This window comes from Cutibacterium avidum 44067, from assembly GCF_000367205.1.
In the GTDB taxonomy this organism is placed as follows: domain Bacteria; phylum Actinomycetota; class Actinomycetes; order Propionibacteriales; family Propionibacteriaceae; genus Cutibacterium; species Cutibacterium avidum.
In genome coordinates this window covers 1,544,366-1,566,418 of record NC_021064.1, presented here as the reverse complement: position 1 = coordinate 1,566,418, position 22,053 = coordinate 1,544,366, and the positions used below count along the sequence as shown (strand labels likewise).

The following is a 22,053-nucleotide window of genomic DNA, read 5'->3' as shown; positions in this document are numbered from 1 at the left end:
ATTCTCACCTCATGAAGAGGGATGTCGGCATCCAGACAGCCAACCAGTGTGGTTTGGGGGTGTGCATCTTTCCGAGCCAGTCCTTGGCCGTCATGAGGTCGGAAGCCATCGAGTCGTAACGACCTTCCCTGCCCGACCAGCGGTCCCTTTCCTCGGCCAAGGCCAGCCGATTCACCGCCTGTGCAGTGGACTCGTCCATGTCCTGGGTCAAGGCGGTCGCCTGGTGGCGAGGCGTGCCGTCGGGCCAGGGCAATCCATGGTCAATCCACAGTCCGCGTAGCTCCTGCCAGGTGTCGGCTGCCGACCCGCTCGAGATTCGGCGCCGCGAGATGAGGATGCGGGTGAGCATCGGCAGGACGAGCAGGAGCAAAACGATCAGCGCTCCGAGGAGGAGCGGCCAGTTAACGCCGCCGTGTTCAGTGCTGCTGACGGGAATCGGGCTGCTCGACGCTGTCGGGGTGCTGGACGCCGTGGGAGGCGGCGTCGATGACGTCGATGCGGATGACTGGGCCGAGGGAGTCGGGCTGGTCGACGGGGTCGGAGTGGGAGACTGTGTGGCTGCGGCCTTACGGGTCCAGGCCGGTGCCGGGGCCACCGCGGCAGTCGGCTCGAACCTCACCCATCCGTAGTCCTGGAAGTACAGTTCCGGCCACGCGTGCATCTGGTTGGCACGCACCTTCCAGCTGTCGCCCTTGTGACTCCCGGGGAGGAATCCGATGGAAACCCGTGATGGAATCCCCTCGATGCGGGCCATGAGAGCCATCGACGCGGCGAAGTGAATGCAGTATCCCCGGTGGGTCCGCAGCAAGAAGGTCTCGAGCACCTGGAAGCCGTTGCCCTCGGGGGCGTTGATGTCGTAATGGAACCGGGAGTCGTCACGTAACCAGTTCTGGATGGTGATGGCCTTGGCCACCGGGGCGGTCTTCCCCCTGACGATTCGGTGTGTCAGCTCCTTGATGTCAGTAGGCGCTGCGTCTGGGACATCGGTGTAGACCGTGCCGTCAGGAATGCCGGCCTTCGCCTCGTCGAAGGTCGCTGGATCAGGGTCCGGCTCCTGGGCGGAGATGCTGTACTGCATGTCGTCAGTCGCGTGGTCGCGATCGGCAGAGGTCGAGACGATCGTCAGACTGTCGGGGTCCCAGGCCCAGGTCTGGTCGACGTCAGCATCGATCGGACCGTAAGGAGCCGGAAGGTACTGCGATGAGAAGCCGTTGACGGTGACGTCGACGGTGCGGGTCTGCGAATGACCGGTCAGTCCCGGAACCTTTCCGGGAGCAGAGTGCTCCAGGTTGACCGGGACGAGTCCCCACCCTCGATCCGTCATCTTGGGCAGAGAGGTCATGCGCAGGTACTCGCCGTCACGACTGTTGGTGATGTAGTCGATCACCGACGCCGTTGACTTGTTGTGGAGGTTTCGGCGCAGATCGATGGTGGGATCACTCATGTGCACCGGGGCCGAGGAGGCTCCTGACGGGCGAGCCAGGTCGACGTGGCCCCACACCGGGGCGATGGTCGCGAGAACCGTCGCGAGGGCGATGGTGATGGCTCCGACGATGACCGCTGACGGTCCGGTCAGTCGGCCGCCGTCGCGCAGTGCGTGATCGACGGCGAGGATGAGGAGCCAGCCGGCTGCGACCAGGGTGAAACTCCACCACGGGGCATCGCTGGTGGCTGTCAGGACAGCGGGGAGGTGTGTTGCCAACAGCGGGGCGAGGGACCAGCCCGGGCTCTCCAAGGTGATGGTGAGCAGATCCGTCACGACGGTGAGGACGCCGACCACTGTCGTCACCAACCAGATGACGCCGATCGACGGGGGCAGCGGGCCGTCGGTTGTCTGGATGAGGGTGATGGTGTCTCGGTAGAGATGCAGGAAGTTGAACGGGAAACTGCCTGACGAACCGGCAGTGGATGCGCAGATTCCTCCCATCACGGCGGCGATGACGAGAACGAGGACGGCTTGTACGCCTTGCACCTCGGCGTGGTCCCAACGATGACGTCGGCACAGCAGGGCTACGGCTTCGATGACGACGATGATGGCCGTCGGTCCGACCCAGTACCAGGGGTCGGCGGTGAGATCCGACAGCGACAGGGTTGCCAGAATCATGGCTAGCGCGACCGCAAGATGGATCGCCACCCCGTGGGAGTACTCGGGTGGCTGCTCGACCGGTCCGAGGAATGTCGAGACCCGGGATTCAGGCTGGGCAGCGCGACGTGGATTGCTCATGAGATAGCCGTCCTCCCGTCGTGGAGCAGCTGGCGCCATGCTGTCTCGACGGAGGTGTGGGAGTTGACGGGGACAACCGTCCACCCGGCGTCGGACAGCTCGGTCAGGGCTCGTTCGTGTTCCGCGGCCTGCTCGACGGTTCCTCGGAACCGTCGAGCCGTGAAGGAGTCGGCGTCGAGGACAAGAGCGAGTCCAGCAACGCGGTCTCGTCTCAGGTCCACGAGATCCGCGATGTCAGCCGATTCCAGCCGGCCGAGGATCGCGATGGCTGGGCCGTCAATTCCTCGGCAGGATTCGACCGCCTCATCAAGAGTGATGTCAGGACGTAGCGGTTCGTCGACGAGTGCCTCGAGGAGACTACCGGTGAGAGGACCGGCCGAATCGACGACGTGAGTGACGTATCCGTCCGTCTTGAGCCGAGTGGTTATGGACGCCACTGAGTTGACGGCCCACTCGAAGGAGGCGTTGGGGCCGGCGCCGGCGTGGTGATGAGCACGGGAGTCCAGCACGACCACCACCGACGGATTCCAGGCCTGTTCCTCACGACGAACCATGAGGTCGCCGCGGTGTGCCGTGGATCGCCAGTGGATACGTCGCACCGAGTCCCCGGTGTGCCAATCGCGCACCATGGCGTCGTCGGGACCACGCCTACCGGCATTGACGGCGGAGGATCTGGCGGCGAAGCCCTGGCTACCGAGCTCTCCAGAAGGGCCCAGATCGACGATTCTTGGTGTCACGACGACTTCCGCTGTCTCCCCGAGGTCGGAGTGGCGACAGGCCATGCCGAAGGGGTCGACGGTACGCATCATGACGGGCCCGATCGTGAATCGGCCACGAGTGGTGGGCACGACGGGCGTCTGAATCATTCCGGCTGACCACCGAGCCTGGCCCAGGGCGGCGGGCAGAGTGTCAGTGAATCGTGCCGCTCCCAGCGGCAATCCTCCACGACGCTCCACCGTCACCGTCTCGACGGTCTCGGACCCCAACGGTATCTGCACCGGAGCCAGACTCCGCGCGGTTCGGATCCGTGGACAAAACCATGCCACGACAGCAATGGCGACCAAGAGCAGCAGGATGAGGAGTATGCCGATCCGGACCAGGTCCCGTTGATCAATGCTCAAGCCGATGACCGCCAGGACGATGCCGACGATTCCGACGGCACGCCCCCGTGTAGTGAGAATCCCCCGGCGGCGAGGGGAGTTGGACGCCGACGAGGAATTCATCGGTCCTGATGGGTTCGCTCGGGCAACGGCACCTGACGCATGATCGAGTTGACGAGGGACTCGGCTGCCCGGGCAGTGTCGTGGCTCGCAGCCCCGCTGCGTCCTGAGAGCACCAGACGGTGAGCCAGGACCAGGGCGGCGAGGGCCTGGACGTCGTCAGGAATGACGTAGTCACGACCATTCATGGCAGCGCGAGCTCGACAGGCCCGAACCAGGTGGAGGGCCGCGCGTGGAGACGCCCCCAACCGAATGGACTCGTGACTGCGGGTCGCAGTGACAATGTCCAGGACGTACTCATGGATGTCGGTTGCCACGTGGACTCCGAGAACAGCCGAGATGAGACCCCGAACCGTCACGGCGTCGGTGACCGGGGTGACCTCGTCGAGAGGTGAGGCTGCACCGTGGTGTTCGAGCATGGCGAGCTCGGCGGGGCGAGTCGGGTAGCCCATGGTGATGCGGGCCATGAAGCGGTCTCGCTGAGCCTCCGGCAGGCGGTAGGTGCCCTCCATCTCGAGGGGGTTCTGGGTGGCCACCACCATGAAGGGGGCGTCAAGGACGTGAGTCTGACCATCCGCCGAGACCTGACGCTCGGCCATCGCCTCAAGGAGAGCGGACTGGGTCTTGGGGGAGGCCCGGTTGATCTCGTCACCGACGACGATGTTGGCGAAGATTCCGCCGGGTTTGAAGACGAACTCCCTCTTCTCCTGGTCATAGACGCTGACGCCGGTGATGTCGGAGGGCAGCAGGTCCGGAGTGAACTGGATGCGGTGCACGGTGCAGTCAATGGCGCGGCCGAGCGCACGGGCAAGCATCGTCTTGCCGACGCCGGGTACGTCCTCCACCAGGAGATGGCCTTGGGCGAGCAGCACCACGAGGGCGGTGTCGATGCGTCCGTCCTTGCCCTCGATGACCCCGGCCACAGCCGAGCGGATGGCATTCGTGACGGCCACCACGTCGTCAATCGTCGCTGTTGGGGCTGCGACGTCGCCGAGGGGTTGGGCATGGGCCGGATGGACCGGCTGCGGTTCTTCGTGGCTCAACGGAATCCTCCTTGCGTGCACGGCAGTGACCGGAGCCCATGCTATCCGGGCCTTCTGACGGTGATGCCCCTCTCGCTGTCGCGGTCCTCCGAACAGGGGCGAACGACCTTCTCGGACTCACATTGACATTTCTGACACCCACTTCACCGCGTCATCACGCGGTGGGAGTGGTGGGAAGTGGAGGTCGAGGAGTCGGGATGGTGACTTAGTGGAGCATTGTGGAGTATGGTGGAGGCAAGTGGAGGAGATCGCCCCGATCGTGGAGCAAGGAGGTGCCCGGTGTTCCTGGGTACGCACACTCCAAAGCTCGACGAAAAAGGCCGCTTCTTCCTACCGGCGAAGTTCCGCGACGAGTTGGACGACGGGTTGGTCATCACCAGGGGCCAGGACAGGTGTCTGGCGATCTACCCGACCGAAACCTTCGTGGAGACGACCCGGGAGATCGCTAAGGGTTCGGTGAGTGTCAAGAAGGTTCGTGACTACCAGCGCATGTTGGCAGCCGGTGCCAGCGACACCACTCCGGACAAGCAAGGGCGGGTCATGATTCCGTCGATGCTGAGGCGCTACGCCGGTCTCGACAAGGAGATCGTCGTGGTGGGTGCGATCACCCGTGTCGAGGTGTGGGACGCCACCGAGTGGGAGAAGTACTCCGAAGCCCAGGAGGAGATCTTCGCCGACATGAACGAGGAGGTCTTCGCCGAACAGTGATCGCGTGATCCGCGGCTCCGGTCCGACCGGGCCCCCTGACACAACTTCCCCTGTGCCAGGTGGTTCAGCCGGAACGGAACCCCGGACCACGGGTCGTCGACACCGGTCGAAGACGTTGCTGGCAGACCATGCCGGGGAGGGGATGCTCATGGCGACCGATGCCATTGCCGGCGATGCCGTTCACATCCCTGTCATGCGCACCCGCATTCTCGACCTTCTCTCCCCGGCCCTCGAGGGCGAGAACCCCGTTCACCTTGATGGCACCCTTGGTATGGGAGGTCACGCCGAAGCTGTTCTGAACCGGTTCCCTCGCGTACAGCTCGTCGGTATCGACCGGGATAAGCAGGCCCTGGCCATGGCGGGTGCGCGACTCGAGTCGTTCGGGGATCGCGTCCATCTCGTCCATGCCGTCCATGACGAGCTCCCCGATGTCCTCGATGACCTTGGGTTGGGAAACGTGAATTCGGTGCTGCTCGATCTGGGGCTGTCCTCCTTGCAGATTGACGAGGTGGGCCGCGGGTTCTCATACTCCGTCGATTCCCGGCTGGACATGCGCATGGACCAGTCTGGTGGACGTACTGCCGCCGAGATCGTCAACGCGTCCGCCCCAGGCGACCTGGTGCGGATCCTGCGCGAGTACGGCGAGGAGAAGTTCGCCGATCGCATCGTGCGGGCCATCGTCGCAGAGCGGGATCGTCAACCCATTGAGACCTCCGGACGCCTCGTCGACATCATCTTCGAGGCGATCCCCGCCGCTGTTCGGCACAAGCGTTCGGGGCATCCCGCCAAGCGCACCTTTCAGGCACTGCGTATTGCCGTCAACCGCGAGATGGAGACCCTTCCAGCGGTACTTCCCCGAGCACTCGACCGGCTCGCCGTCGGCGGCCGGATGGCAGTTCTCGCCTACCACTCCCTGGAGGATCGGCCAGTCAAGGAAGTCTTCCGGGACGCTTGCGCCGACACCGCTCCAGCGGGTCTGCCGATGGTTCCAGAATCAATGGCAGCCAAGTTCAGCCCTGTCACTCGAGGAGCTGAACGTCCTGACGCCGATGAGGTGTCCACGAATCCACGATCCGCGTCAGCACGGTTGCGGATCATCGAGCGGATCCGCCCTGGATCCGTCAGTTCTCAGCATGCGACGAAGGAGAGCCGATGAGCGCCGAACCAGCACCGCGTCCCCACCCGGCCAAGGTTGCCGCAGCGCGTACCGCCCCGTTACGTCCGGTGCTGCGGGCCCTGCCACGGCGGGTTCAGCAGCAGAGGATGGGACGGCTCGGCTTCGCCATCCTCATCGTCGTCATGCTGGCTGCCGGGTTGGCCGGTCTCCTGGTGCTCAACACCACAATCCAGGCACAGTCCATGCAGATTGCCCAGGAGACGCGCAATCTCAACGTCCTGCAGCACCAGCAGGCCGTGCTCGGGGCTGAGGTCGACCACTTGCGAGGACCGCAGAACCTGCAGGAAGAGGCCAAGAAGCTCGGCATGAGGCCGAATCCCTACGGCTCTTACATCGACCTGCGCACTGGCAAGGTGATGGGAACCCAGACGAGGGTTGACGGCAAGGAAGCACCAGGACTCATCGGTGAGACGGCCAAGCCAGAGCTGGGTCAGCCGTGAGCGATTCCCGGCGTTCCACGGATCCGACCCGGCGTCCCGGTTCCGCCCGACCGCCTGCGTCCGGGCGTGGATCCGCGCCATTGCGCCCCGGTTACCGTCCGGGTCGTCCTGCGTCGAGCGCGAGGCCAGCCCCACGGATGGCCTCCCAACGAGGCCGTCTGACGATCATCATGGCGGCATTCCTCGTGCTCGCGATCGGTCTGGCCAGCCGCGCTCTGCAGTTGCAGGCCATCGAGGCTCCTGCGTACGCGGCCTCGGCGGCCGCGCGGATGAAGTACACATACGACCTGCAGCCCGACCGCGGACGGCTCACTGATCGCAATGGCACCGTCATGGCGCAGACTCAGCCGGCCGTGTTGGTATTCGTCGACCCTCGCATGATCTCGCGCAATGGCGTTGACGAGCGGGTCACCATGAGTCGTACCCAGCGGGAGAAAGCCGCTGCAGCCCCCAAGGCGATTGCCAAGATCCTGGCCAAGCACCTCGGCGGACGTCCGGAGGATTACCGCAAGGCTCTCACGGCCACCGACTCCAAGGGCAATCTCAGCCGCTACTCGGTGGTGCGTCACCACGTCGACAGCTACACCTTCGACCTCATCAAGAAGGACATGAAGGAGGGGGAATGGTACGGGATCTTCAGCTCGAATGACCCGATCCGCACCTATCCCTCCGGGAAGGTGGCGTCCAATGTCGTCGGATTCGTCAATGCCGAGGGCAAGGGCGCTGGCGGCTTCGAACACAGCCACGACAAGGCCTTGGCAGGTGTGCCCGGAAAGGAGTCCTACGAAGCTTCGACGTGGGGACGCATCCCGCTGGGATCCAACACCCTCGTTCCTGCCGTCAATGGCACCAGTTACGCCCTGACCCTTGACGCACAGCTGCAGCTCATGGCCCAGCAGGCACTGGGCACGGCCATCAAGAACGCCAAGGCCAAGAGTGGCGAGATCATCATGATGGACGTGACGAATGGCGAGGTACTCGCCATGGTGTCGATGCCCACCTTCGACTCGAACAAGCCGGGGAAGGCCAAGGAGAGCCAGACCCGCAATCGGACCATCCAGGATGCCTACGAGCCGGGGTCGGTCCAGAAGGTACTGACGATGGCCGCCCTCACCGACCAGGGAGTCCTCACTCCCGATACCCACATCGTCGTTCCTCCGGCCTTGTCCTCCGGGGGCGGCAAGATCACGGATGCCGAGCCCCACGGCACCGAGCACCTGACCGCTCGCGGTGTTTTCGTGCACTCCTCGAACATCGGGACGACCCTCTTCGCCCGAAACCTCGACAAGGGGACCATGGCCTCCTACCTCAAGTCCTTCGGCCTAGGGGCACCTACCGGGATCGGTCTTCCCGGCGAGGCCCACGGCCAGATTCCCAAACCGGACATGCCCGACTACACCCGTGACCAGGTGGCCTTTGGCCAGGGGTTGTCGGTGACCGCGATCCAGGAGGCTGCTGCGGTGGCTGGCATCGTCAACGGTGGTGTATACCACTCCCCGACGATCATCAAATCAGCTGTCGACGGTCACGGTGAACCTGCTGAGATCCCCGACACGACGACCCGCCGAGTGATCTCCCAGCAGGCTTCCGAGCAGGTCCGCGACATGATGGAGAACGTCGTCTCGACGGCCAAGGACCGACCGATCCCGGATTACCGAATGGGGGGAAAGACGGGTACTGCGCAACGTGTTGACCCGCAATGCCACTGCTATCGCGGTTACATCTCCTCATTCATCGCCGTCGCTCCCATCGAGAAGCCGCGTATTCTCACCTATGTCGTCATCAACCAGCCCACCAACGGACACACAGGTACGGAGGTGGCGCAGCCGGCGGCGCGGCAACTGATGTCCGTCGCCCTGCCGCGCTACGGTGTGCAACCGTCCACCGACAAAGCGCGCAAGGAACCCTTGGAGTACCAGCCGTGAGCCCTGAACCCACTCCCACCCCCACATCACCTGCAGACACCGCCCTGCGGCCCTCGGAGGTGAATTCCATTGCGTGGGGTGATCTGGTGGCCGAGCTCGACGGGTGTCGGGCTGATGAGAACGGTCCTGCGATCAGCGGGATCACCCTGGACTCCCGTCAGGTACGTCACGGCGACTTGTACGTCGGTCTGCACGGTCTCCACGCCCATGGGGCTCGATTCGCTGGCTCGGCAGCACAGTCCGGTGCGGTGGCAGTCCTCACTGACGACGAGGGTGCGACCCTCGCTGCGGATGCCGGTGTGCCGATCATCGTCGTCCCGGATCCCCGGGCTGCGATGGCGGTCGCGGCTGCCAAGATCTTCGGCCATCCCGCTGATGCCATGACGATGTTCGGTGTCACTGGTACCAATGGCAAGACGACGACGGCCTTCCTGGTGGAGGCAGGTCTGCGAGCTGCTGGACGCCACGTCGGGACGATCGGGACGATTGGATTCCAGCTCGACGGTGTCGAGTTGCCGAGCGCTCGTACCACAGTGACGACCCCGGAAGCTCCGGATCTCCAAGGTCTCTTCGGCGCCATGGCTGAGAGGGGAGCGACCGACGTCGTCATGGAGGTCTCCTCCCACGCCCTCGCCCTGCAACGGGTCGACGCCACCCGTTTCGATGTCGCTGCCTTCACCAACCTCGGTCGCGATCATCTTGACTTCCACAAGACCCTCGATGATTACTTCGAGGCCAAGGCTCGTCTGTTCACCTCGAACCTGGCCCGGCTCGGCGTCATCAACGTTGACGACCCGCGCGGACGTCAACTCGTCGAGAGGATGCAGGCCAGTGGCGTCACAGCCGTGACGACGTCGATCCACGAACCCTCCGACTATCAGGTGACGTCGTGGCATCCGGGACCGCACGGGGCCGTCCTCGAGGTCACGACCCCGTCGGGGGAGCGCACTCTCGAATTGTCCCTGCCCGGTGAGTTCAACGTCCGCAACGCGGTCATGGCCCTGGCAATGCTGGAAGCCGCAGGGCTCTCCTTCGACGAGGTTGCGCATGGATTGTCGTCTGCTCAGGTGCCAGGTCGGATGGAGCGCGTCGACCTCGGCCCTGACTCACCGACCGCTCTGGTCGACTTCGCGCACACTCCGCAGGCGATTGCCTCCGCCCTTGATGCGGCACGGTCCTCGGTCGACGGGGGGCGTCTCATCGCCGTCCTGGGCGCTGGGGGAGACCGTGACGCCGCCAAGCGTGGCCCCATGGGTGATGTTGCGGCTGAGAGGGCCGACGTCGTCATCATCACCGACGACAACCCACGTACTGAGGATCCGGCAACGATCCGCGCAGCGGTGTTGGAGGGTGCCCACGAGGCCGCCGAGGACGGTGTCATCGTCGTCGATGGCGGACGCCGTCGTGAGGCGATCAACGAGGCCTTGAGAATGGCCGAGGTCGGAGACGTCATCTGCGTGCTCGGCAAGGGGCACGAGACCGGACAACATGTTGGCGGCGAGGTGCTGCCATTCGACGATCGTGAGGTCATCCGAGCTGAATGGCACACCATGGCTCGGCAGGCCGAGGAGGATCAGACACGATGAGAGTTGTCGACATTGCCACCCTTTCCCCATGGGTCGGGGCCGAACCGGTTGACGGCTCTGCACAGGTGGGCCCCGACGTCGTCATCGACACCCGTGAGGTGACTCCGGGGGCTCTCTTCGTCGCTCTGCCTGGCGCCCGGGCGGACGGACACGACTTCACGAAGGCTGCTCAGGAAGCTGGCGCGGCTGCCGTGATGGGTACGCGCGCCACCGACGCCCAGTTGCCGCACCTCATCGTTGACGACGGCCAGGCCGGACTGTCTCGATTGGCCCGTCACGCCGTGGACACCGAGCGATGCCGTGGTCTGCGGACTATTGCTCTCACTGGGTCCAGTGGCAAGACGAGCACCAAGGACATGCTGGCCCAGGTTCTCGAGGCCTTTGGCCCGACGGTGGCTCCGGTGGGGTCGTTCAACAATGAGATCGGCGTGCCCCTGACGGCATGCCGCGTCAACGAGGAGACCGCATTCCTCGTCTCCGAGATGGGGGCTCGCGGACTCGGCCACATTTCGTGGCTGACCTCCATCGTCACCCCTGACGTCGCCATGGTCCTCAACATCGGGACCGCCCACCTGGGCGAGTTCGGATCCCGTGAGGTCATCGCCCAGGCCAAGGGCGAAATCGTCGAGGCTCTCAGCTCTGACGGCTGGGCTGTCCTCAATGCTGCCGATGACCTGGTGGCTGGGATGGCCCTGCGGACCAGTGGCCACATCGCATGGTTCAGCCCTGATGCCGATCACCGGCGCCCGGATGCCGAGGTCGAGGTGTGGGCGGAGTCGATCACTTCTGACGATCTGGATCGTCACTCCTTCACCCTGGGGGTTCGCAGGGGCGAGTCGACCTGGGCCAGCCAGGTCCGGTTGACGACGATGGGGGCCCACCAGGTCGCCAATGCTGTTGCCGCCACGGCTGCAGCGCTGGCAGCTCTGGAGCTCAATGGCGCTGTCGACGGGGACACCGTCGGTCGCATTGCCGATGCCCTGAGCAAGGCTGTGTCGCGGTCTGCCATGAGGATGCAGTTGCGTGAGCGAGCTGATGGCCTGGTGCTGGTTGAGGACTGTTACAACGCCAACCCTGACTCGATGGCTGCTTCCTTGAAAGCTATGGGTCACGTCCTCGCGACTCGCCGGGCCGCTGATCCCCAAACCCGTGGAATCGCTGTGCTTGGCGACATGCTTGAGCTCGGCAAGGATTCCCCTGAACTCAATGCCGAATCAGGTCGACGTGCTGCTCAGGCCGGGTTTGACGTCGTCATCGCGGTCGGTGACGAGGCCGAGAACATTGCTGCCGGCGCGTGCGCCGAAGGCGCACATGTGTTCGTCACCACCGTGGAAGAGGCTGCTGAGTCGCTAAGTTGGACCTCGCACGATGTCGTTCTCCTCAAAGCATCCCGAGGCCTGGCGCTGGAACGGGTGGGGCGCGCTGTGTTCGAGGATAGGGAGGCTCAGGCGTGAAGAACATCCTGCTCGCCGGCGCGGTGTCGATGATCGGCACCCTTGTCGGCACGCGGTGGTTCATCCACTGGCTCGCCGCAAGAGGATACGGTCAGTTCATTCGCGACGACGGCCCGACCACCCACAAGACGAAGAAGGGCACCCCGACCATGGGCGGTGCCGTCATCATTGTGTCGGTCCTGTTGGCCTACATCGTCGCGCATCTGGTGACCTGGACCCACCCGACTCTCTCAGCCGTAATGGTCCTCTGGCTCTTCGCCGGTCTGGGATTCATCGGATTCCTCGATGACTGGACGAAGATCTCCAAACAGCGCTCATTGGGCCTCAAACCCAGGGGAAAACTGCTTGGACAGGCGTTTGTTGCCATCACCTTCGCCATCGGAGTGATGTACTTCCCGGATACCCACGGGGTCACTCCGGGGTCCTCGGCGATCTCATTCCTGCGCGACATCTCCTGGCTTCATCTGCCTGTCTGGTTGGGCATCATCTGGGTGATCCTGCTCATTGCTGGTAGTTCCAATGCGGTAAACCTCACCGACGGCCTGGATGGGTTGGCGACGGGGGCCACCACCATGGTCTTCGGCGCCTACACCTTGCTGAGCATCTGGCAGTTCAACCAGTGGTGTTCGCGTCCGACCACTGCCGGCAACCATTGCTACGCAGTGCGTGATCCGCACGACATCGCCGTGGTGGCCATTGCCATCGCAGGAGCCTGTTTCGGTTTCCTGTGGTGGAATGCGAAGCCGGCCAAGATCTTCCTTGGTGACACCGGGTCCCTGGCTCTCGGTGGCGCTGTTGCGGGTATGGCTGTCGTCAGCCGTACCGAATTGCTGTTGGTCATCATCGGCGCACTGTTCGTCATCGAGACGATCTCGGTGATGCTCCAGGTGAGTGTGTTCAAACTCACCGGTGGAAAACGAGTTTTCAAGATGGCCCCGTTGCATCACCACTTCGAGTTGAAGGGGTGGGCTGAGGTGACCGTGGTCATCAGGTTCTGGATCATTTGCGGTCTGGCCGTGTCGGCCGGCCTGGGAATCTTCTACGCAGAATGGGTGGCAGGACAGTGACGTTCTCCGGAAAGGTTGATCTGAGCTCGGCCGACCGGCTGTTCGACTGGTCGGGAGTACACGTCGTCGTCGCCGGTCTGGGTACTTCTGGTTACGCCGCTGCCGACGCCCTGCTCGAGCTCGATGCCACGGTGCTCGTGCTCGACGACTCCGACGACGATGGTCATCGCGACAAAGGCGGGCTGCTCGAGGTGCTCGGTGCCGAGGTGCGACTGGGGGCCGGGGCGGCAGCTGAACTTCCTGAGGGCACCGACCTCGTCATCGTGTCCCCGGGGTGGCGTCCGACCCAGTCCTTGGTGGCCAGTGCTCTACTCCAGGGGATTCCAGTCTGGGGAGAGCCAGAACTGGCCTGGCGTCTCATGCATCCGGACCGCGTCGTCCCGTGGCTTGCCACCACTGGCACCAATGGCAAGACGACGACCACCCAGATGACCGAGTCGATTCTCAACGCGGCGGGGTTGCGAGCCTGCGCCGTCGGTAACATCGGTCGGCCCATCCTGGAGGCGATGGCCGACGAGATCGACTACGACGTCTTCGCCGTGGAGCTCTCCAGCTTCCAGCTACACTGGTCGAATTCCCTCTCCCTGCACTCGGTTGCCGTCCTGAATCTGCAGCAGGATCATTTGGAGTGGTATGCCCACGAGGATGACCCCTTCGCCTCCTATGCGGCTGACAAGGCTCGGATCTATCACCAGGTGACGAATTCCTGCGTCTACAATGTCGCCGACCCCGCGACCGAGCACATGGTCGAGGAGGCAGATGTCGTCGAGGGAGCTCGCGCCATCGGCTTCACTACCGGAATCCCCGGCCCCTCCATGATCGGTGTCGTCGATGATCTCATCGTCGACCGTGCCTTCGTCGACCAGCGGGCGACCTCCGCCATGGAGCTGGCCCACCTCGATGACGTCCGTCCTTTCGCCCCACACAATGTCGAGAACGCCTTGGCGGCAGCTGCCCTGACTCGCTCCTTCGGCGTGCCGGCCCGCGCCGTGGGTCAGGGTCTGCGCGACCTCCACCTTGGCGGGCATCGTATCGAGACCGTCCATAAAGCTGGTGGCATCACCTGGGTCGACGACTCCAAGGCCACCAACCCTCACGCCGCGAACTCCTCGATGCGCGCCTTCGAGCACATCGTGTGGATCGCCGGAGGCCAGGCCAAGGGCACCAACTTTGACGACCTGGTCACCACCCACGCCGAGAAGCTGCGCGGAGCCATCGTGCTGGGAACCGACCGTGACGTCGTCGCCAAGTCCTTGGCCGAGCACGCCCCGCATGTCCCCGTCGTCGTCATCGATGACATGTCGCGAGAATGCATGGCCAAGGCAGTTCGCGAGGCTGCCGAGATGGCCCGCCCCGGCGACACCGTCTTGATGGCTCCGGGGTGCGCGAGCCTCGACATTTGGCCTGGATATGCTGCCCGCGGTGACGATTTCGTCAGCGCGGCACGACAAATTGACGGGCCGGATGCCGATGGCTGAGAAGTCGGTCGACACCCGGACTCCTCGGCAGATGAATGGAGCCCGACGCCGGACCCCCGCCAGCTGGCTGACACACTTCCTGCGACTCGACAGCGGTGACGGATCCTCAGGTGGCTTGCTGACTCAACCCTTCCTGGATTACTACGTCATCCTCGCCACCACCGTGCTGCTGTGCGGCATCGGAGCGTTGATGGGGTTGTCCTCGTCCTCGGTGTACTCCCAGTCGCTCGGACGCGGGCCCTACCACTTCGCCATTCGCCAGATCCTCTTCCTCGTCGTCGGAGCGATTGCCTCAGCGGTGGTGTCCCGGTTGTCGGAAGCACATCTGCGCCAACTCGGCGGGCTGACCTACGCCGTCGTCTGCCTGATGCTCGTAATGGTGCTGACCCCCCTGGGATCTGACGCTGGCAAGGGGAACCAGTCGTGGCTGGCTCTCGGCCCGGTCAGCCTGCAGCCCTCGGAGTTCGCGAAGTTCGCGCTGGTCCTCATCGGGGCCAGCTACATGGCGTCGCGTCGAGACGAGATGGCGACGTCCAAAGGCGTGGGCATTTATCTTGCGCTGTATGGGGTCATCGGGTTGCTGGTCATCGCTCAGGGAGACCTTGGGACGACGATGATCATCGGACTCATCATGTTGGCGCAGATGTGGGGATTCGGCGTGCCGAAACGTTATTTGGGCGCTCTCATCGGTCTGGGCCTGCTGGCGATCCTGATGCTCATCGCGATCACTCCCTACCGAGCTCAGCGCGTGCTGTCCTTCCTGCATCCTGACAATGGCGCGACGACCTCCCAGCAGCCGCTCTCGGCGATCTACGCCCTGGCGACCGGTGGCTGGTGGGGGGTCGGCATCGGTGCGTCCCGTCAGAAGTGGGGAGGACTCTACGACGGTGCGCAGAACGACTTCGTCTTCGCCGTCCTCGGTGAGGAGATGGGTCTGCTCGGCACCCTCGGCGTCATCCTGCTGTTCACCCTGCTCGTGTGGGCAGGAGTGAGGACGGCGATGCGCCAGGACTCTCTCTTCCGTCGTTCGGCCGCATCGACGGCCACCGCATGGATTGCGGTCCAGGCGATCATCAACATGTCTGTCTCACTGAATCTGTTGCCGGTCGTCGGCGTGCCGCTTCCTTTCATCTCTATCGGTGGATCGGCCTTGGTGTCGGTGTTGTTGGCGGTCGGCATCATCTTGGCGTGTGCCCGTACCGAGCCAGACGCTCGGCGCAGTACTGAGGCTTCCCGACGCACCGAGCCCGCCCGTGTGACGAGTGTCGTCGACGGAGGTAATCGTGGCTGATCTCGACGCCATATCCCATTCCCCCGAGGAGTACCCATGGTGAACGTTGTTCTGGCTGGCGGAGGAACGGCTGGCCACACATCTCCCCTTATTGCCACCGCGAAGGCTCTGCAGGAGCGTGGCGTCACGGTCTCCTGCATCGGGACGCCGAAGGGTCTTGAGGGACGAGTGATCCCCGAGGCCGGTCTCGAGCTCGACATGATTCCTCCGGTGCCGCTGCCGCGCACGGTGAACGCGGATCTGTTCAAGGTTCCTGGTCGGTTGGCCGGAGCGGTACGGAAGGCAGGTGCGGTGCTCAAGCAGCGCCGGGCTGATGTGGTCGTCGGCTTCGGCGGTTACGTCTCGTTGCCTGCATACCTGGCTGCCAGGAAAGCCAGGATCCCCGTCGTCATTCACGAGCAGAACGCTGTTCCCGGGCTGGCGAACAAGATCGCCGCACGGTTTGCGGTTTTCGTCGGTACGGCGTTCCCCGACACCCCGTTGCCGAAGGGCACCTTCGTCGGTATGCCGCTGCGCACGCAGATCACTGACCTGGCAGACTCCAGCGACGCGGATCGAGCCGGGCGTTGTGCCCGCGCTCGCGCCGATCTGGGACTGGACACCGACCGTCCCACCCTGCTTGTCTCCGGAGGATCTCAGGGAGCGGTCGCCATCAATGACGCCGTCGTCGCAGCACGTGACACCCTCCTTGCCGACGGTGTGCAAATCCTCCACGTCGTGGGCCCGAAGAACATCAAGGGCAACACCAAGATCGTTGATGAAACGACGGGAGCTGCCTGGCTGCCGGTCGGATATGTTGACGACATGGCCAGTGCGTACGCGGCTGCCGACCTGATGGTGGCTCGTTCCGGAGCTGGAACAGTGGTGGAGACCGCGACCGTCGGCCTGCCGACGATCTACGTTCCATTGCCACACGGCAATGGCGAACAGGCGCGCAATGCCACCTCGGCCGTTGACGCCGGGGCTGGTGTCGTCGTCACGAACGCGGAACTGGATGCCCAGCGGCTCCTCGCCGAGACCGCGCGCATTCATGACGCCGATGCGCTGGCCAGAATGTCAGCTGCCGGACGGGGACTCATGCCTGCCCATGCCGCTGAGGAGATGGCGGCACGGGTGATCTCGGCCACCAATTCGAAGTGATCGACCCGACGACTGTTCGAGGAGAAAACTCATGTCATTGCGGGAACCTGTCGAGCTGCTCGGCCCCAGCACCATTGGGCCGGTTCACTTCATCGCCATCGGCGGAGCCGGAATGAGCGGTGTGGCGCGGATCTACCACGACATGGGAGTGGACGTTCGCGGCTCCGACCAGGTCGATTCAGCCAACCTGCGTGATCTGGCAGCTGCTGGGGTCCAGACCTGGGTGGGCCATGACCCTGCCCATCTGGCCGGGGCTCGCACGGTCGTGGTCTCCTCGGCGATCCGTCCTGACAATCCGGAGCTGGTGGAGGCCAATCGTCTCGGCCTGCGCGTCTGGCACCGCTCGGCCGCTCTGGCTGCCCTCATGTTGGGTCGTGAGGGTGTCTCGATCGCCGGTACCCATGGCAAGACGACGACCACCGGAATGGTCGCCACCATGCTCGATCATGCCGGAGCTGATCCGTCCTACGTCATCGGTTCACCGCTGGCATCCACCGGAGAGTCGGCCCACCTGGGTGGGGGGGAGGTCTTCGTCGTCGAGGCTGACGAGTCCGACGGCTCCTTCCTGCAGTACCCCAGCCAGATCGTCGTCGTCACCAATGTGGAAGCTGACCACCTCGACAACTGGGGCACCCCGCAGGCATACTTCGATGGCTTCGTCTCGATGGCAACCCGCCCCGAGGTGCGCTATGTCGTCACCAATGTCGATGATCCGGGGGCGGCCGAGCTGGCGGCTCGCCTGGAGAGCACCGGAACGGTCAAGGTGGTCACCTACGGTGAGTCGGAGCAGGCAGAGGTCCAGCTCGTCGACCTCGACCTGGCGGGCACGACGGCCTCGGCCACCCTCGTCCACGGGTCCACCCGGGGTCGCATCGAACTCCAGGTTCCCGGGCGCTACAACGTCTCCAACGCTGCTGCCGCCTACTGCGTCGGCTCCCTGTTGGGGATTGACCATGACGAACTCCTGACGGGAATTGGCGCCTTCACAGGTACTCTGCGGCGCTTCCAGCTGGTGGGACGCGTCGGTGGCGTGGCAGTCTTCGACGACTACGCCCACCATCCGACCGAGCTGCGCGCCACTCTCGGGGCTGCGCGCCGCGCAGTGACCGGGCAGGGGAGGGTCATAGCCTGTTTCCAGCCTCATCTGTTCTCCCGTACCCGGGACTTCGCCGAGGAGTTCGGCCAGGCCCTCACCCTGGCTGACCGCGTCATCATCTCTGACGTGTACCCCGCCCGGGAGGACCCGATTCCTGGGGTCACGGGCGAGATGGTGCACGATGCGGTCATCGCGGCAGGTGGTGATTCCCGCTACGTTCCTGACAAGCAGGACCTCCCGGAGGCTCTTGCCGAAGAGGTGCGGCCCGGCGACCTCGTCATCACCCTGGGAGCTGGAGACGTCACCTTGGTGGGTCCGGTCCTGGTGGGATTGCTGGAGGACAAGTCCTGATGCCGGTTTCCGACATCAACGTTGCCATCGAGTTGCGACGCCGACGCCGCCGACGTCGCAACCAGATCATCGCAGGGATCGTCGCTGCGGTGGTGGTCCTCATCCTGGTGGCGATCTGGGTGGTGCGCAGTTCCTCCGTGTTCAGCGTCGACACCGTCGAGGTACACGGAACGCATCTGGTCACGGTCTCCCAGGTCGAGCAGGCCGCCAAGGTGCAGAAAGGCCAGCCCCTGGCGCGGGTCAACACTGACGAGGTCGTTGCTCGCGTCACCGCGATGGACATCGTCCACCAGGCTGAGGTGCACCGGAAGTGGCCTCACACCCTCGTCATCGACGTCACCGAGTTGAAGGTCTCGTACCAGGTGAAGACTCCTGGGGGATACCTGTGGATTGACCCCACCGGGGCGATCTTCAACCGGACGTCCAAGCCGACCCCGAAGGCGGTGTGGGCCACGACGTCGTCGGGCAACCGTGCCCTGCTGCGCGACGTCGCAACCGTGGCTGATTCCTTCCCCGTCGAGCTGAGGCGACAGGTCGACCACGTCGAGGCCAAATCCCGTGACGCCATCGTCGTGGTGCTGTCCGGTAAACGGACGGTGGTGTGGGGATCGGCGGATCAGTCCGAGCTCAAGGGCAAGGTCACCGCCGCGATGCTCAATGTCAAGGCAACCCGTTTCGACGTCTCATCCCCGGAGCATCCGACCTCTCGGTGAGCAGTCTCAAGCCGGGGTTGAGGGTCGAGGTCAAGGTGGGCCTACGGCGTTGGACACCCTTCTGACGTGCTCATACCCTTGCCCTAGACCGGTCCGTCAGACAAGAGTGAGGCAGAACTCCAGTGGCTATTCCATCCCAGAACTACCTCGCCGTGATCAAGGTCGTGGGGGTAGGCGGTGGCGGCTGCAATGCCGTTAACCGCATGATCGAGGCGGGACTCAAGGGAGTTGAGTTCCTCGCTGTCAACACCGATGCCCAGGCCCTCCTCACGAGCGATGCCGACGTCAAGCTCGACATCGGCAGGGACCTCACCCGAGGACTGGGTGCAGGTGCGGACCCTGACAAGGGACGTCAGGCTGCCGAGGATCACGCTGACGAGATCGAGGAGTCCCTCAAGGGCGCCGACATGGTCTTCGTCACCGCCGGTGAGGGCGGTGGGACTGGCACAGGTGCTGCTCCCGTCGTCGCCAAGATTGCTCGTTCCCTCGGGGCCCTGACCATTGGTGTCGTGACCCGCCCGTTCTCCTTCGAGGGCCACCGCCGTTCGTCCCAGGCCGAGTCCGGTATCGGCAATCTGCGCGACGAGGTCGACACCCTCATCGTCATTCCCAACGACAAGTTGTTGGACATGACGGACCAGCAGATCGCCATCCTGGACGCCTTCAAACAGGCCGACCAGGTGCTGATGCAAGGTGTTTCCGGCATTACCGACCTCATCACGACGCCGGGTCAGATCAACTTGGACTTCGCCGACGTCAAGTCGGTCATGTCGAACGCCGGATCGGCCCTCATGGGCATCGGACGTGCCTCTGGCGAGGACCGCGCCCGTGCTGCCGCCGAGATGGCCATCTCGTCCCCGCTGCTCGAGGTGTCCATCGACGGTGCTCGCGGCGTACTGCTGTCCATCGCCGGTGGCTCCGACCTCGGTCTGTTCGAGGTCGCCAGTGCGGCCAATCTCATCGAGGCCGCCGCTCACGACGAGGCCAACATCATCTTCGGCACCATCATCGACGATGCCCTCGGCGATGAGGTGCGCGTCACGGTCATCGCGGCCGGGTTCGAGAATGGCCAGCCCACCAGCACCAAGCAACCTGGCATCAGCCAGCGTCCGGCCTCCCGTCCGGCAATGAGCAATCGTTCCTCGGCAGGAGTCTTTGGTACCGGGGCAGCCCCGTCCGGATCTTCCTCCAGCGCGAACCGTCAGGGCAGCGGCAACCAGCAGCCGACCCCGATTCGTCCGCAGACCCAGGGCAGCCCGTTCGGTCATCGTCCCTCCCAGCCGGAGCAGTTGAACCAGCCGGTCCAGCAGCAGGACGAGCGTCCGCAGGTCGATGAGCCCGAGGATGATCTGGATATCCCCGACTTCTTGAAGTGACGTGCTGAGATTCGTCATCGACCCCGACGCCAACAATGGCGTTGGGGTCGCCTTCACGGATCGCGTCGACCCTGCCGGCCGGGGCCTGGGTGGTCACGGTTTCGACGGGTTCAATCTCGGACGCACTGACGAGGATCCCGCCGTTCTCGAGCACCTGGAGGCGCTGCGTGCCCGCCTCGGCCTTGGTCCGGTGATGGTCTGTCATCAGGTGCACGGCAAGGACGTGTGGCGAGTCGGGGCTGACGACGTCGAGGGGTGGACTCCGCAACGCTATCTTGGAGACCGCGTCGCAGGCCAGCGGAAACTCCCCGTCGCTGATGCCATGGTCACCGTCCTCCCCGGGGTCGCACTGGCCATTCGGGTCGCCGATTGCATGCCCGTCGTGCTGGCTGACCCGAAAACTGGTGTCATCGGGGTTGCTCACGCCGGTCGAGTGGGATTCCTGGCGGGGGTCCTTCCGGCCACCGTCAGCGCCATGCGAGACATGGGAGCCACTGACCTGCTGGCATGGGTGGGGCCTCATATTTGCGGCAACTGTTATGAGGTCCCCGCTGACATGGCAGAGCAGGTGTGGGCCGAGTACCCGGCAACCCGGGCCGTGACTCGTCGAGGGACTCCGGCCCTTGATCTGGGTGCCGGAGCCCTGGTCCAGCTGGAGTCCCTGGGCGTGGCAGCAGTCGGGCTTGACCCCTGTACCTTTGAGGGACAAGATCTGTTCTCCCACCGGAGGGATCACGGTGCGGGACGTCTTGCCGGTCTGGTGTGGAGGACTTCCAACCCTCGATGAGGACGGATCCCGCCGGTCCATGATGTGTCAGCAGTTCGCGTGTCTCGTCAAACCGTGGCAATATCCGTGGCAGGCTTGAATGGTGAGATCCCCGTCTTGGGGACGCACCCACGAGAAGGAGCTCCAGATGGCAGGAATCGGCAGGAAGATCGCCTCGTATGTCGGCATTGTCGACGATCGTCGCTACGACGAGGAGGATCTTCCGGACGAGGAGCTCACCACGGAGGTCTACTCCGACGACGGGTACGAGCCATCTTCGGAGGTGACCCAGTTGCATCATCACGACTCCACCGGGCAGCGCGGCAGGGAACACAAGGCGGTCCAGCAGCGTCGCCCGGAGCTCGACGAGCCGAGCATCGCCGACATCAACCGCATCCTGACCGTCCATCCGCGCAATTACAACGAGGCTCGGACGATTGGCGAGCAGTTCCGTGATGGCATTCCCGTCATCATGAACCTCACCGAGATGGACGACGCCGACGCCAAGCGCCTGGTCGATTTCGCTGCCGGTCTCATCTTCGGTCTGCGAGGAACCATCGAGCGGGTGACGAGCAAGGTCTTCCTGCTGTGCCCGCGCAATGTCAATGTCACCCCGGAGGACAAGGCCCGCATCGCCAGTGGCGGGTTCTTCAACCAGTCCTGACGGAGTCAGCCATGATCCTGGCCGGGACCGTTCTCACGTGGCTCATTCAGATTTACACGGTGTTGCTCATCGTGCGGATGCTCATGTCTTGGGTGCCGTTGCTGGTGCGCGATTTCGAGCCGCACGGCGCATTGGCAGTGGTGTTTGAGATCGTCTACACGATCACGGATCCGCCGATCAAGTTCTTTGATCGACTTGTGCCGCCGGTGAGGTTCGGCAATGTCGGATTCTCGGTCGGGTTCATCATCGTTTTCGTCCTGCTGGCCGTCCTTCAGAGGCTGGTTGTCGCCGTCTTCTGGTGAGGGGGTATTGGCCATACCCCGAAGGTGAGGTT

General features: G+C 64.2%; 19 protein-coding genes. 16 read left to right on the top strand and 3 right to left on the bottom strand.

All coding sequences use genetic code 11. The features are described 5' to 3' along the window. Window positions 1–4: 4 nt before the first annotated feature. From PALO_RS07130 to PALO_RS07120, 3 genes are read right to left on the bottom strand one after another with little or no spacing between them, the layout of a single operon-like run. Entirely contained in the window at window positions 5–2,224 is a 2,220-nt protein-coding gene (locus tag PALO_RS07130; RefSeq protein ID WP_015583004.1) for a transglutaminase TgpA family protein, read from the bottom strand. Continuing rightward, the gene (locus PALO_RS07125) at window positions 2,221–3,447 is read right to left on the bottom strand and encodes a DUF58 domain-containing protein (RefSeq protein WP_015583003.1); all 1,227 of its coding nucleotides are present in this window, start codon (window positions 3,445–3,447) and stop codon (window positions 2,221–2,223) included. The genes PALO_RS07130 and PALO_RS07125 overlap by 4 nt, the downstream gene beginning before the upstream one ends. Further along, entirely contained in the window at window positions 3,444–4,487 is a 1,044-nt protein-coding gene (locus PALO_RS07120) for an AAA family ATPase (RefSeq protein ID WP_015583002.1), read from the bottom strand. The genes PALO_RS07125 and PALO_RS07120 overlap by 4 nt, the downstream gene beginning before the upstream one ends. A gap of 279 nt (window positions 4,488–4,766) precedes the next feature. Here PALO_RS07120 and mraZ point away from each other — a divergent pair, with 279 nt between their 5' ends. The 16 genes from mraZ to PALO_RS07040 all read left to right on the top strand — a co-directional run bounded on the left by mraZ (window position 4,767) and on the right by PALO_RS07040 (window position 22,021). Next, window positions 4,767–5,195: a division/cell wall cluster transcriptional repressor MraZ gene (gene mraZ / locus PALO_RS07115; protein WP_015583001.1), complete on the top strand. Its 429-nt coding sequence runs from the start codon at window positions 4,767–4,769 to the stop codon at window positions 5,193–5,195. 142 nt (window positions 5,196–5,337) lie between these two features. Next, window positions 5,338–6,351: a 16S rRNA (cytosine(1402)-N(4))-methyltransferase RsmH gene (rsmH, locus tag PALO_RS07110; RefSeq protein ID WP_015583000.1), complete on the top strand. Its 1,014-nt coding sequence runs from the start codon at window positions 5,338–5,340 to the stop codon at window positions 6,349–6,351. A 107-nt stretch (window positions 6,352–6,458) separates the two neighbouring features. Then, window positions 6,459–6,812: a cell division protein FtsL gene (gene ftsL, locus PALO_RS07105; RefSeq protein WP_036976532.1), complete on the top strand. Its 354-nt coding sequence runs from the start codon at window positions 6,459–6,461 to the stop codon at window positions 6,810–6,812. A gap of 137 nt (window positions 6,813–6,949) precedes the next feature. After that, window positions 6,950–8,737: a peptidoglycan D,D-transpeptidase FtsI family protein gene (locus PALO_RS07100; protein WP_015582998.1), complete on the top strand. Its 1,788-nt coding sequence runs from the start codon at window positions 6,950–6,952 to the stop codon at window positions 8,735–8,737. Further along, the gene (locus tag PALO_RS07095) at window positions 8,734–10,323 is read left to right on the top strand and encodes a UDP-N-acetylmuramoyl-L-alanyl-D-glutamate--2,6-diaminopimelate ligase (RefSeq protein ID WP_015582997.1); all 1,590 of its coding nucleotides are present in this window, start codon (window positions 8,734–8,736) and stop codon (window positions 10,321–10,323) included. Before PALO_RS07100 ends, PALO_RS07095 begins: the two co-directional genes overlap by 4 nt. Next, the gene (locus PALO_RS07090; protein ID WP_015582996.1) at window positions 10,320–11,777 is read left to right on the top strand and encodes a UDP-N-acetylmuramoyl-tripeptide--D-alanyl-D-alanine ligase; all 1,458 of its coding nucleotides are present in this window, start codon (window positions 10,320–10,322) and stop codon (window positions 11,775–11,777) included. Before PALO_RS07095 ends, PALO_RS07090 begins: the two co-directional genes overlap by 4 nt. Beyond that, the gene (gene mraY, locus PALO_RS07085; RefSeq protein WP_015582995.1) at window positions 11,774–12,844 is read left to right on the top strand and encodes a phospho-N-acetylmuramoyl-pentapeptide-transferase; all 1,071 of its coding nucleotides are present in this window, start codon (window positions 11,774–11,776) and stop codon (window positions 12,842–12,844) included. The genes PALO_RS07090 and mraY overlap by 4 nt, the downstream gene beginning before the upstream one ends. Continuing rightward, on the top strand, window positions 12,826–14,322 hold the full coding sequence (gene murD, locus PALO_RS07080; protein ID WP_036910305.1) for a UDP-N-acetylmuramoyl-L-alanine--D-glutamate ligase: 1,497 nt from the start codon (window positions 12,826–12,828) through the stop codon (window positions 14,320–14,322). The genes mraY and murD overlap by 19 nt, the downstream gene beginning before the upstream one ends. A 115-nt stretch (window positions 14,323–14,437) precedes the next feature. Beyond that, window positions 14,438–15,613 carry a putative lipid II flippase FtsW gene (ftsW, locus tag PALO_RS07075; RefSeq protein WP_187117070.1) on the top strand — a complete coding sequence of 392 codons (1,176 nt, stop codon included), beginning with the start codon at window positions 14,438–14,440 and terminating at the stop codon, window positions 15,611–15,613. A gap of 36 nt (window positions 15,614–15,649) precedes the next feature. Continuing rightward, window positions 15,650–16,753: an undecaprenyldiphospho-muramoylpentapeptide beta-N-acetylglucosaminyltransferase gene (gene murG, locus PALO_RS07070; protein WP_015582992.1), complete on the top strand. Its 1,104-nt coding sequence runs from the start codon at window positions 15,650–15,652 to the stop codon at window positions 16,751–16,753. Window positions 16,754–16,784: 31 nt separating this feature from the next. Next, window positions 16,785–18,200, top strand: coding sequence for a UDP-N-acetylmuramate--L-alanine ligase (murC, locus tag PALO_RS07065; RefSeq protein ID WP_015582991.1), 1,416 nt, complete (start codon window positions 16,785–16,787; stop codon window positions 18,198–18,200). Then, window positions 18,200–18,913: a cell division protein FtsQ/DivIB gene (locus PALO_RS07060; protein WP_015582990.1), complete on the top strand. Its 714-nt coding sequence runs from the start codon at window positions 18,200–18,202 to the stop codon at window positions 18,911–18,913. The genes murC and PALO_RS07060 overlap by 1 nt, the downstream gene beginning before the upstream one ends. Before the next feature lie 122 nt (window positions 18,914–19,035). Further along, entirely contained in the window at window positions 19,036–20,289 is a 1,254-nt protein-coding gene (ftsZ, locus tag PALO_RS07055) for a cell division protein FtsZ (protein ID WP_015582989.1), read from the top strand. A 1-nt stretch (window position 20,290) separates the two neighbouring features. Further along, a complete protein-coding gene (locus PALO_RS07050) occupies window positions 20,291–21,076 on the top strand; it encodes a purine nucleoside phosphorylase YfiH/LACC1 family protein (protein ID WP_015582988.1) in 786 nt (261 codons plus the stop codon). Between the two features lie 127 nt (window positions 21,077–21,203). Then, window positions 21,204–21,719: a cell division protein SepF gene (locus PALO_RS07045; RefSeq protein ID WP_015582987.1), complete on the top strand. Its 516-nt coding sequence runs from the start codon at window positions 21,204–21,206 to the stop codon at window positions 21,717–21,719. Between the two features lie 11 nt (window positions 21,720–21,730). Next, window positions 21,731–22,021, top strand: coding sequence for a YggT family protein (locus tag PALO_RS07040; protein WP_015582986.1), 291 nt, complete (start codon window positions 21,731–21,733; stop codon window positions 22,019–22,021). The last annotated feature ends 32 nt before the right edge of the window (window positions 22,022–22,053 follow it).

Bases quoted from the DNA above. Each gene is read 5' to 3' on its own strand.
- PALO_RS07130 (WP_015583004.1), bottom strand. From the start codon at position 2,224: ATGAGCAATCCACGTCGCGCTGCCCAGCCTGAATCCCGGGTCTCGACA.
- PALO_RS07125 (WP_015583003.1), bottom strand. From the start codon at position 3,447: ATGAATTCCTCGTCGGCGTCCAACTCCCCTCGCCGCCGGGGGATTCTC.
- rsmH (WP_015583000.1), top strand. From the start codon at position 5,338: ATGCTCATGGCGACCGATGCCATTGCCGGCGATGCCGTTCACATCCCT.
- ftsL (WP_036976532.1), top strand. From the start codon at position 6,459: ATGGGACGGCTCGGCTTCGCCATCCTCATCGTCGTCATGCTGGCTGCC.
- PALO_RS07100 (WP_015582998.1), top strand. From the start codon at position 6,950: ATGGCCTCCCAACGAGGCCGTCTGACGATCATCATGGCGGCATTCCTC.
- PALO_RS07090 (WP_015582996.1), top strand. From the start codon at position 10,320: ATGAGAGTTGTCGACATTGCCACCCTTTCCCCATGGGTCGGGGCCGAA.
- murD (WP_036910305.1), top strand. From the start codon at position 12,826: ATGGGTGGCAGGACAGTGACGTTCTCCGGAAAGGTTGATCTGAGCTCG.
- murG (WP_015582992.1), top strand. From the start codon at position 15,650: ATGGTGAACGTTGTTCTGGCTGGCGGAGGAACGGCTGGCCACACATCT.
- murC (WP_015582991.1), top strand. From the start codon at position 16,785: ATGTCATTGCGGGAACCTGTCGAGCTGCTCGGCCCCAGCACCATTGGG.
- PALO_RS07060 (WP_015582990.1), top strand. From the start codon at position 18,200: ATGCCGGTTTCCGACATCAACGTTGCCATCGAGTTGCGACGCCGACGC.
- PALO_RS07045 (WP_015582987.1), top strand. From the start codon at position 21,204: ATGGCAGGAATCGGCAGGAAGATCGCCTCGTATGTCGGCATTGTCGAC.
- PALO_RS07040 (WP_015582986.1), top strand. From the start codon at position 21,731: ATGATCCTGGCCGGGACCGTTCTCACGTGGCTCATTCAGATTTACACG.